Source organism: Legionella sp. (assembly GCF_049790535.1).
GTDB lineage: Bacteria > Pseudomonadota > Gammaproteobacteria > Legionellales > Legionellaceae > Legionella.
Genome location: NZ_JBAQZB010000074.1, coordinates 1 through 11657, shown reverse-complemented (window position 1 = coordinate 11657; position 11657 = coordinate 1). Strand labels below are relative to the sequence as shown.

Genomic DNA, 11657 nt, shown 5'->3' with positions numbered 1-11657 from the left:
CTCTGCAGCCAGGAGAAACCGCTGAAACGATTACCTATGGTGCTTTACGGAGTAGAAAACCAGTTACTGTTATAGAAGAGAGCGTTACAATTATCGATGAGGCAAGACCTCTGCAGCCAGGAGAAACCGCTGAAACGATTACCTATGCTGCTTTACAGAGACGCAAAAAAGTTACTGGTGTAAAAGAGAGCGTTACAGTCATCGATAAGACAAGATCTCTGCAGCCAGGAGAAACCGCTGAAACGATTACCTACGCTGCTTTACAGAGAAGAAAACCAATTACTGTTGTAAAAGGGAGTGTTACAGTCATCAATGAAACAAGACCTCTGCAGCCAGGAGAGACAACTGAAACGATTACCTACGCTGCTTTACAGCAAAGAAAACTAATTACTGTTGTAAAAGGGAGCATTACAGTTATTGATGAGACAAGAGCTCTGCAGCCAGGAGAGACCGCTGAAACGATTACCTATGCTGTTTTACAGAAAAGAAAACCAGTTACTGTTGTAAAAGGAAGCGCTACAGTTATCGATGAGACAAGACTTCTGCAGCCAGGAGAAACCGCTGAAACGATTACCCATAATGCTTTACAGAAAAGAAAACCAGTTACTGTTGTAAAAGGGAGCATTACAGTCATTGATGAAACAAGACCTCTGCAGCCAGGAGAAACCGCTGAAACGATTACCTATGGTGCTTTACGGAGTAGAAAACCAGTTACTGTTGTAGAAGAGAGCGTTACAGTTATCGATGAGGCAAGACCTCTGCAGCCAGGAGAGACCACTGAAACGATTACCTATAGTGTTTTACAGAGACGCAAAAAAGATACTGGTGTAAAAAGGATTGCTCCAGTCATAGATGACACAAGACCTCTGTCTGAGAAAGTAATGTTCTGTTCTACCTTAAAGAGGAGAAAAACAGTTGAAAGGGACGCTAATAGATTTAGAATGTTTGGTTCAGCAAATATAGCTAATAAAGAAGACATTGACGCAGAGATAAATAATTGCATAGGCAGTCCAGATAAGTGAAAATAACGCCTAATTGGAGGTATTATGAGTACAACCAACCATTCGAAAGAATTTAAATTAGATGCAATTAGCTTTGAACAACGATATACACAAACAGCAGCAGCGAAAAGTCTAGATATAGATAGGTAACTATCACATCTCTGGATTAAAACATATAAGAAAGATAATGAACTTAAAAACTACCATGACTTAAAGCGAGCATTAATATAGAGGACGAGCAAATACTCAAATCCTGGCCTATTTTGCCGCTATAGCCTTGAATATCAAAAGACTGGTATTTTTTATTCTTTACGAAATAGCACTAATTTTGATCCAACTTTGAGCATAATATATGAAATAAGTATATTTTTTATCACAACATATTGATATTAAAAATTACAATTTGACTACAAAGATAGAAGTACAAAGTTGAGCGATTTTATACTTCTGATCGCATAGAAATGCATGTTAGTTCTTTGAATTTATTGTGCCAACTAATTAAAGAAAATATCCAATTGGCCAAAGAGATGTTGGCGTTTATCTCAAGGATATTCGCTTTCCCGTCCAATTACTTAAAAAAGTCTTCACAAATGAAGACAGCTCGATCGTTTGGTAAATTAGACAGTTCCCCTCGGTAATCACACGACTACAATTAATATATGCTTTTGCTAGTTTATTAAATAATTTATGCTTAAAAACATTCCAGCCAATAACGCATTAATGCCGTAACGGCCTGGGGTTTTTCCATCGGAGACATATGTCCTGAATCTTTAACTAGTTCCAATTTAGCGTTGAGGATATTATGAGCTAACTCTTCGTGCATTTCTATTGAAAAATTATTATCCTTTTGGGCATGAATAACCAATGTAGGGCAAGTTATATTGGGGAGGATTGAAATGCATTCATCTCGATTAATCATGGCAGTTTGTTGGTTAATGAATACTTGTTTTCCTACTCTTAAAAACATATTTAAAACATCTTTTTTTATCATCTGATTATACACAAAGTTTGTGGCAATTTTATTTGCTATTTGTAAAAATTGCCCATTGTTAACGGCTTCTATCATGCATTTCCGATGCGAATGTTTTTCTAATGAGTCATTACGTGCAGTAGTATTTAATAAACAAAGTTTGGTAACCCGATTGGGTACTGTTTTCATTATTTCAAGTGCTAACCATCCACCCATAGAATGCCCGGCCAAGGCAAATTGTTTGGGTGCATGATCCAATACGTTTGTGACCATTTTTTCTGATGAATCTTCATTAAGCTCAACAATTTTAATATTAGCGATATTTTGTAAATGTTGATATTGATGTTGCCAAATAGTTTTATCAGACATTAATCCTGGTAATAAAATTAGCGATTGTTTGGTCATTTATGAATTTTTTTCTTTGTATGGAATTAATTATCTTAAAGATTTATAGATTACTTGTCGAAATATTTTAGGTAGACGGGTAAAGATCTCTACGCTTATGATGTAGCAACTTTAAGAATAATTCACATAATTCAAGCTGTTAATTTATTAAGTAATGAGTCGATTTCGAAAATACGATCCTCTGAAGTTGAGCTTTCCAATGTAAACCGTAACCGCTGAGGCCCCTCCATTTGATAGCGTTTAGCATGGACCTGAATCAGGCTAATTAAGGCTCCTGGATCAATAGAAGGTTTTTCACTAAATTCCAGTTTACCTTGTTGAACACCAGCACTGATTTTTTGAATACCCAGATGTTGGGCTTTCAATTTTAATTCAGTAATTAGCAGTAAATTTTTTACAGGTTGGGGTAATAAACCGAATCGGTCAATTAATTCAATCTGCAAGTCGTGCACTTGTTGTTTGTCTTTTGCATTGGAAATTCGCTTATACATGATTAAGCGATTATGGATGTCTGCAATATATTCTTCAGGAATAATAGCACTGATGCGCAAATCAATTTCAGGTCCCTGATGTATTGGTGCAGATAATTCAGGTGTTTTTCCGGCTCTTAAATCGCAAACTGCACGGTCAAGAAGTTCCATAAATAAATTGAAGCCAATGGCATGCATACTACCACTTTGATCTTCACCTAAAAGTTCACCAGCACCACGAATCTCAAGATCGTGGGTCGCCAATGTGAAACCCGCTCCTAAATCTTCCAGAGAAACGACGGCTTCCAGACGTTTTACGGCATCTGAAGTTAATAATTTTTCATTAGGTGTTAATAAATACGCATACGCTTGATGATGAGATCGACCAACACGGCCACGTAATTGATGTAATTGGGCTAAACCAAATTTATCAGCTCTGTCGATAATAATAGTGTTTGCTGTTGGAATATCGATGCCAGTTTCAATAATTGTGGTGCAGACTAAGACGTTAAAGCGATGGTGATAAAACTCAGACATCACTCGTTCTAAGTCACGTTCACGCATTTGTCCATGGGCACTTCGGATTTTTGCTTCTGGAACTAAGTTTTGCAGCGCTTGACAAATCTGGTCAATGTTTTCTACATTGTTATGCAAGAAAAATACTTGGCCACCTCGCAAAATTTCCCGCAAAATAGCTTCACGCATGATTGCTTCTGTTTTCTCTTGCCAAAAGGTTTTGATTGCCAAGCGTTTAGCAGGGGGTGTAGCCATTAAGGAGATATCTCGAATGCCCGCCATGGCCATATTCAATGTTCTGGGAATAGGTGTTGCGGTCATAGAGAGGATATCAATATGAGTTCGTAATGATTTAATGTGTTCTTTTTGTTTTACTCCAAAACGATGTTCTTCATCAATAATTAGTAAACCAAGATTTTTAAAAGCAATTTTGCTTTGGAATAATTTATGGGTGCCAATAACAATGTCTACTTTTCCAGATTTTAATGTGGAAAGTACCGTTTCAGTTTCTTTGGCAGATCGAAAACGAGAAAGTAATTCAATGTTAATAGCAAAATCTGCAAATCGATCGCGAAAGGATTCAAAATGTTGTCCTGCAAGAAGAGTGGTGGGTACTAAGACGCATACTTGTTTGCCATTTTGTACTGCTACAAATGCTGCACGCATGGCGACTTCTGTTTTACCAAATCCAACATCACCACAGATAAGACGGTCCATTGGACGCGAAGATTGCATGTCAGCGATGATTTGGTTTATTGCCTGTAACTGATCTACGGTTTCAGTAAACGGAAAGGCACTGGCAAATTTGGCATATTCATTTTGATTTAATTCATATTGATGACCGGGTTGCGCTTCTCTTTTGGCATACAGATCGAGTAATTCAATAGCTACATCATGAATTTTTTCAACCGCTTTTTTCTTTTCCTTTTGCCATTGTTCAGAGCCTAATTTATGTAAGGGGGCATGGTCGCTGTCCGCCCCAGTATAACGACTGATCAAATGCAGTGAAGTGACAGGCACATAAATTTTATCTTCACCCGCATAGGCAAGAACTAAAAACTCACTGGACGTGCCATAGCTTTCAATGTGTTGTAAACCTTGATAACGTCCTACCCCAAATTGAATATGGACTACAGGAGCACCTAATCGTAATTCAGCCATATCACGAATAATTAAATCCGGATCGAGTGTTTTTTGCGAGCTGCGTCGTTGAGGAGTGCTTTGCTCGCCAAATAATTGTGCTTCAACAATTACCACAATTTTATTTGGGATTAACTCATAACCTGAAGTCAATGAACCCGTTGTAATATTAATAGCTGCGTTATCATTAATGAAATTATGCCATGAGGCTTGTATTTTAGGGATAATACGGCTTGGTTTGAGTAAATCTAGCAACACTTCACGTCGTCCAGCACTTTCTACTACGATTAAATAACGTCGAGAGACATCAGCACAGTAATTACGTAAGAGAATTAAAGGTTCAGGTGTTTTTCTATCGATGGGTAATTGTGGTCCTGGAGCAACATCAAAATTGCGTACGGCCCCTTTTTTTTCAGAAGCATTATGGAATAAACGTAACTGTTCGTAGGTATTTGCTTTTGTTAATAGTTCAGTTGGGTTGATAAAGCAGGTAGTGGGCGTCAGGATCGGACGACTTACATCATATCTTCTTTGTTCATAACGTTCATTTAATTCTTGCCAGAATTGTTCTGCATTATGGTGAATATTTTCAATTAAACACACTTTGGCGTCTGTTGGTAGATAATCAAAAAAGGTTACTGTTTTTTCAAAAAATAGGGGTAAATAATATTCAATACCCGAAGGAAATTGTCCTGCACTGATTGCTTCATAAAGGGGACATTGACTGGGATTGCCAGGAAATAATTCACGAAAAGCACGACGAAATAGCAGCTGTGTTTCTTCATTTAACGGAAACTCACGTGCTGGCAATACATTTATTTGGCTAATTTTTTCGATGGTGCGTTGGGTTTCGGTATCAAATTCTCTGAGGCTTTCAATTTCATCATCAAAAAGTTCGATACGAAAAGGTAGATTAGAACCCATGGGATACACGTCAAGGATTGATCCACGTAGGGCAAACTCACCATGCTCCAAAACCTTGTTCACGCTATGATAACCTGATTGCTGTAATTGGTTTCTAAATGCAATTAGATCCAGTTTTTGACCTTCTTTAAGCATTAATGCATAGTGATTTAAAAATTCCGGCGGACATAGACGATGCATTAGGGTGCTTGCTGAGGTGATGACAATGGCATTGGCGACTTGTTGAATGCGACTTAAGGTATAGAGTCTTTCGGAAATAATATCTTGATATGGCGAAAACTGATCATAAGGCAAGGTTTCCCAATCAGGAAAAAATAATAATTCCTGAGTTGCTTGCTGTGGCGCTAAAAAGAATTCTAATTCAGTCTGTAATTGATTGGCACTAAGATTATCCTGAGCGATTAATAGTTTTATTCCGGGTGTTTGTTGACAATATTCAGCTAATGCAAGCGCTAAACTACTTCCTTGAAGTTGACCCCAAATTTGTTTGGTATGGGTAGATTGGTAAAACAGGGTATTTGTGGTCATAAATTATGCAGAAGAACCTGAAAAAGTGGTTATTATACATTGTTTAGCGTTTCATTTTCAATCAATTCTAATTCTTCTAATGCAATATCAACGGATTCAATTTTTTGAAAACGAGAAGTAATTTTTTTCGCAGAAGTATTCACATCACTAACATCTTGATGAGCTAAATCAATATGTTTGGATAATTTATCCATCCTTTTTTCAAAACGTTGGAAATCATCAGCCAGGGCGTGTAAATGTTTTTGGATGACGTGAACTTGTTTACGTGTTGCATCATCTTTGAGTACTGCCTTAGCGGTAGTTAATACTGCCATTAAGGTAGTTGGGGAGACGAGCCATACTTTTAATCGCTGTGATGTAGCAATTAAATCAGGATAATTGGCATGAATTTCAGCAAAGATGGATTCAGCGGGAATAAACATCATCGCACCATCTGTAGTTTCATTAGGAATAATGTATTTTTCAGCAATGTCTTTAATGTGTTTTTGAATGTCTTGACGAAATTGCTGTTGTAATGATTTCTTTTCAATCGATCCAGGCGGCATGTTAATCAGGCGTTGGTATGTTTCCAACGGAAATTTCGCATCAATAACTACATTCCCCGTGGGTTCTGGTAGAAATAGGATGCAGTCAGCACGTTTTTGATTACTTAACGTGTATTGCATTTGATAATGTGAGGCAGGAATCATATTTCCGATTAATGTAGCTAATTGCACTTCCCCAAAAGCACCGCGTGCTTTTTTATCTACCAAAATATCTTGCAAATTAACCACATGACTTGAAAGTTCAGTAATTTTCTTTTGTGCTTCATCAATAATTGTTAATCGTTTGACCACATCGATAAAGGTTGAAGAAGTTTTTTCAAAACCTTCAGTTAATTTATGATTTACTTGTTGAGTAATCCCCTGCAGATGAGTTCGAATTTCTTCGGTCAGTAGCTGCAAATGAGAGGTAAGCGAACTGGCATGTTGTTTAAAACTGTGACTCATTTGTTCACGTACATCGGTCATTTGTTTTTGTACCGTATCTTGGATTAACTGTTGTGTAAACAACTGTCCCTGAGCTATTAGAGTATTCATATCGAGATGAACTTGATGCAATTGACTGGTAAAGGCTTCGAGCACTTTTTCATTGAGTAGCTTGCTTAGTTTTTTTTGTTGATTTTGTTTAATGAACAATCCACTTAAAAGAAAAAACTGGAGGGCAATGATGGCAGCTATGCCCTCAAGCAGAGTGATAGAGGATAAAAATTGCATTCTTTAATCCATAAATTGGCTAAGTTTAATAGGTTGATTATATTGGTATACGGTTTTTAATTGACCGTAATCTGTAAGATACAAATAACCAACAGAAAGCCTATCGTCTTCCAAATGTTGGGAATTGTCAAAACTAAATATTATTGTTTGTTTTCCTGGTTCTAACCATTGTGAACTTTGAGAGGTTTCCACGGGTACCAGCTCACCACCATCATTCTTGTAAAATAAAACAGTTTGTAAAGCATAACGACTGGCGGTCGCAACGTTTATTGTTGTTGTAAACGTTAAGGGTTGGGAAGCGATTTTTGTGATATCTACTAGGCTGGCTGAGGGAATTGAATAAGAAAATGCAGTTCGTGCGCTACGCCATATGAGGCCATCTTTTTGTTGACTGATTACCTCTGCTTCAATATACCAATTATCGCCACGAGAATTTAATTCAGAAGTTAGGGTGGTGCTGGCCTCAAATTGATTGCGTTTTATTTTTGTGAGTTTCAATGGAATAATTTGTTCCTCTGTACCAATTAATGCGGCGGATACTTCATCCAGAGAATAGGAATTATCATTATCTTTTAAACAAATAGTCGCTGTGAATTTCTCTCCGTATTGATAGTGTAATGAGTGCGGTTCTACATGTAGATAGATCAAAGAAAATTTGTCAAAAACATGGATTAAATAGTTACTTGCTTCACTTACTGGAATGTTTTTACTTTTGAGAATGAATGTGCCAAAGCCTAATTCCGGTTTAATTTGCATTATCGTTTGACGCTCTGCCGTTAAAAACGATTGCTCTAAAGCCCCATCCTGACTATAAAGCGCAGAAGCATCTTTTAAGGACATCAATTGGTTTTTGGGGGTGGTAAGTTCTAATTCAGGAATGGTTTTTTTTTGTAACGGAGTGATTCGAACTACTGCACCGGGAGCACGAGTGAATAGGGTGATCCCCTGATGTAGTTGTTTGGCAGTGATCACTTGATTATAACTGTAACTTTTATAATCCTTGCTTATATTAGATCCTAACGGCAATGTTGTCATACGCCAATTAGCATGCAGGTTCTCATGAGATAGTTTGTTGCATTCATTACATTCATAAGTCTTAGTTGGATGTTGGGGTAGGGTGTAGGCATTTGCATCAACCACGCAGAATATAGACAGCAAAAAAAAATATAGGGTTTTCACTTCACAGTTCCTTCTGTATTTAAGGCTTCAATGAGAATTTTGTCCATGCCAAAGCAAGTGTGTCTACTTTGGTTATGGTTTAATACCATGCTATCTTTTAATTTATCTTTGTCATAAAACCACACTTCACCGGCAGCTTTTTGTGAATCGCAGCTTAAAAAGCCATCGGCACATTTATCAAGATACAATTTGGAAATTTTTAAGCCGCTATTTAAGAGATACCCATTACAGTAACTTGCAGAAGATAAAGGTGAGACAATCACATCGGTGCCCACTACGGTTTTGAATGGCACGGGTAAAACAGGGCGTCCTAGAGTACCGAATAATAATTCTTCATTATAAATGCGCATATCACCAATACGTTGTTGCTTAATAGCATCTCTCTCAAAGCCTAAAAGCCAGCATAAATTTGAGCCTAAAACATTACCATTTAGTGCTATATCGGCAATAGGAGTGCCTGCGCTTGAAGGAGTTAAAGCGATTACTTGTTTTATTTTGTCTTTTAAAAGCTGGTAATGTGTGTTGAATGTAGGGTTTGAGAGGATCCAGCGCAATACGTTTCCACCATTAGAATGGGTATACACTGTGAGAGAGCTGATATTTTTATTGTTGATAAATTTTAATAATTGATTTGCAGTGCAATCACCAGCCTCTTCATCCCACATGTACTTGTTGTAATCACAATGCACTACATAATAATTTTCAGGATCAGGTAACCCTTGAGAAACACTGTCGATAAAATCGATTTTCCAATAAATTCCATAGGCATCAAAACGATGATCGCCGGTTCCATGCACAAAGGCAATCCCAGGAATATCAGCAGCATAGATTAAAATTGAAAATAAAAAAAATATAAGAGCAATTAAAACACGTTGAAAGTCCATTTTTATCACGCCTTATTTTAATCATTTTTAAGTTTAAGTCGACATGTATCTATAGCATAAATTTTAATGATAAACTAATGTTTAAGTTTTTGTTGTCGTGACCTCTCAATAAGTAGGTAACGTTATCCTTCATAGTGTTTAGGGTGATGTCATCTGTTTATTGAGAGGTTACTTGTTTTATGTACACCTTCTCATGATGAGAACGAATTATTTATGGATGGTTTTTAATGAGTATTGATGAAATTAAAGAGCAAATTGAGGTGCTGAAAAATAAAATTAGACACTATGATTATCATTATTACGTGCTTGATGAACCACTTGTTCCAGATGTGGAATATGATCGATGCTTTCGTATATTATACGATTTAGAAATTCAACATCCTGAATTACTCACCACTGATTCACCTACGCAGCGTGTTGGTGGTACGCCTGCGGATGCTTTCATGCCGGTTGCTCATAAACAGCCAATGTTGTCACTTTCAAACGTGTTTTCCGATGAAGAGTTGCAGGCATTTATTAAACGTGCAACTGAAAAACTCGATGAGCCTGCTCAACAATTAGTTTTCACCTGTGAGCCTAAATTGGATGGTTTAGCAGTTAATTTGACCTATGAAAACGGTGTATTAGTTTCTGCGTCCACTCGAGGTGATGGGGCTACAGGGGAAAACATTACTGCCAATATTAAAACAATTACCTCTGTACCTTTAATACTAAGAGTCAATAATCCACCACGATTCATTGAAATACGTGGTGAAGTCTACATGCCGAAAGCAGGTTTTGAGGAATACAATAAAAATGCTCAAATGCGGGGTGAAAAACTGTTTGCAAATCCTCGTAATGCTGCCGCAGGTAGTTTGCGGCAATTAAATCCAGCAGTTACGGCGCATAGACCTATAGCTATTTATTGTTATGGAATAGGTGCTCATGAAGGATATCATTTGCCTGACAGTCATTGGGAACAATTACAATTACTAAAAGAATTTGGTTTTAGAATTTCCTCCGAAAATAAAAGGGAGTTGGGTGTGGTTGGTTGTTTAAAGTACTATCATAATTTGTTAGCACGACGCACAGAGCTTCCCTTTGAAATTGATGGGGTAGTTTATAAAATTGATAGTATTCCTTTGCAACAACAACTAGGTTTTATTTCTCGCGCTCCCCGTTTTGCTTGTGCGCACAAATTTCCTGCCTCAGAAGAAATGACGGTAGTGTTAGCTGTGGATTTTCAAGTAGGTCGAACAGGTGCATTAACTCCTGTAGCGCGTTTGGAACCCGTAAAAGTAGCTGGGGTTACCGTGAGTAATGCGACATTACATAATATGGATGAAATCTCCAGAAAAGATATTCATATTGGTGATACAGTGGTGATTCGCCGTGCTGGTGATGTAATTCCAGAGGTAGTTTCGGTGATTTTGGAAAAACGGCCCGCGGATATTAAAAGCATTCATATGCCTGAAAAATGTCCAGTTTGTGGATCGGATGTGGTACGTGAAGAAGGTGAAGCAGTTGCTCGTTGTGTAGGTGGCTTATTTTGTAAAGCTCAATTAAAAAGGATGATGTGGCATTTTGCCTCACGGAAAGCGATGTACATTGAGGGTCTTGGTTCTGTTTTGATTGAACAGTTGGTTGATGAAAACATTATACGTCATTTGCCTGATCTTTATGAGCTTGATGCGTCAACTCTGGCAAATCTTCCAAGAATGGGGGAGAAGTCAGCACAAAATTTATTGCATGCTTTGGAGCGAAGTAAAAAAACCACGTTTAATCGTTTTTTGTATGCATTAGGAATTCGAGAAATTGGTGAATCCAGTGCCCGCGTTTTGGCAGAGCATTTTGGTACGATTCCTTCAATTGTTGCAGCAACTGAGGAAGAGTTAATAAGCTTGAATGACATTGGACCAGTTGGGGCTGCTAATGTAGTGCTTTTTTTTGCTCAAGATCATAATTTGCACGTTATTGAGCGTTTGTTAGCACTTGGGATACATTGGCCAAAGCTTGATAAAAAACAAATCAACTCTGAAAATCCTTTTTTTGGTAAGACTGTAGTATTAACTGGCACATTGAGTACTCTTGGACGGGAAGAAGCGAAAGCAAAATTATTGGCTTCAGGAGCTAAGGTTAGTGGTAGTGTGTCAGCAAAAACCCATTATGTAATCGTTGGAAGTGAGGCGGGTTCTAAATTAGATAGAGCGAATGAGTTAGGAGTTAGAGTCCTTAATGAAGAACTATTTTTAAAAATGCTCTCATAGTTATTACTAACTAACGCCAGTTATGGATAAGAAAATTATAATTACTTGAAAAAATATTGAATAAAAAGATGGTGCTTGATAGATTTCTCTCTTTTTTAAACCGCCAAGTTATGAAAGGAGTCGAAATGCTATTAGCAC

At 37.5% G+C, this 11657-nt stretch carries 7 protein-coding genes; 2 read left to right on the top strand and 5 right to left on the bottom strand.

Annotated elements, in window-relative coordinates:
• On the top strand, positions 1 to 1022 hold a 1022-nt coding region (locus WA877_RS04195; RefSeq protein WP_425169683.1), incomplete at its 5' end, for a hypothetical protein.
• Between the two features lie 670 nt (positions 1023 to 1692).
• Here WA877_RS04195 and WA877_RS04190 read toward each other — a convergent pair.
• The 5 genes from WA877_RS04190 to WA877_RS04170 form a co-directional block, all read right to left on the bottom strand.
• Positions 1693 to 2376 carry an alpha/beta fold hydrolase gene (locus WA877_RS04190; RefSeq protein WP_425169682.1) on the bottom strand — a complete coding sequence of 228 codons (684 nt, stop codon included), beginning with the start codon at positions 2374 to 2376 and terminating at the stop codon, positions 1693 to 1695.
• A gap of 131 nt (positions 2377 to 2507) precedes the next feature.
• A complete protein-coding gene (mfd, locus tag WA877_RS04185; protein ID WP_425169681.1) occupies positions 2508 to 5954 on the bottom strand; it encodes a transcription-repair coupling factor in 3447 nt (1148 codons plus the stop codon).
• A 32-nt stretch (positions 5955 to 5986) separates the two neighbouring features.
• Positions 5987 to 7210, bottom strand: coding sequence for a DNA recombination protein RmuC (locus WA877_RS04180; RefSeq protein ID WP_425169680.1), 1224 nt, complete (start codon positions 7208 to 7210; stop codon positions 5987 to 5989).
• A 3-nt stretch (positions 7211 to 7213) separates the two neighbouring features.
• Entirely contained in the window at positions 7214 to 8389 is a 1176-nt protein-coding gene (locus WA877_RS04175) for a DUF4785 domain-containing protein (protein ID WP_425169679.1), read from the bottom strand.
• Entirely contained in the window at positions 8386 to 9273 is an 888-nt protein-coding gene (locus tag WA877_RS04170) for a hypothetical protein (RefSeq protein ID WP_425169678.1), read from the bottom strand. The genes WA877_RS04175 and WA877_RS04170 overlap by 4 nt, the downstream gene beginning before the upstream one ends.
• Positions 9274 to 9500: 227 nt before the next feature.
• On the opposite strand from WA877_RS04170, the gene ligA reads away from it, so the two are divergent.
• A complete protein-coding gene (gene ligA, locus WA877_RS04165; protein WP_425169677.1) occupies positions 9501 to 11519 on the top strand; it encodes an NAD-dependent DNA ligase LigA in 2019 nt (672 codons plus the stop codon).
• Positions 11520 to 11657 lie beyond the last annotated feature (138 nt).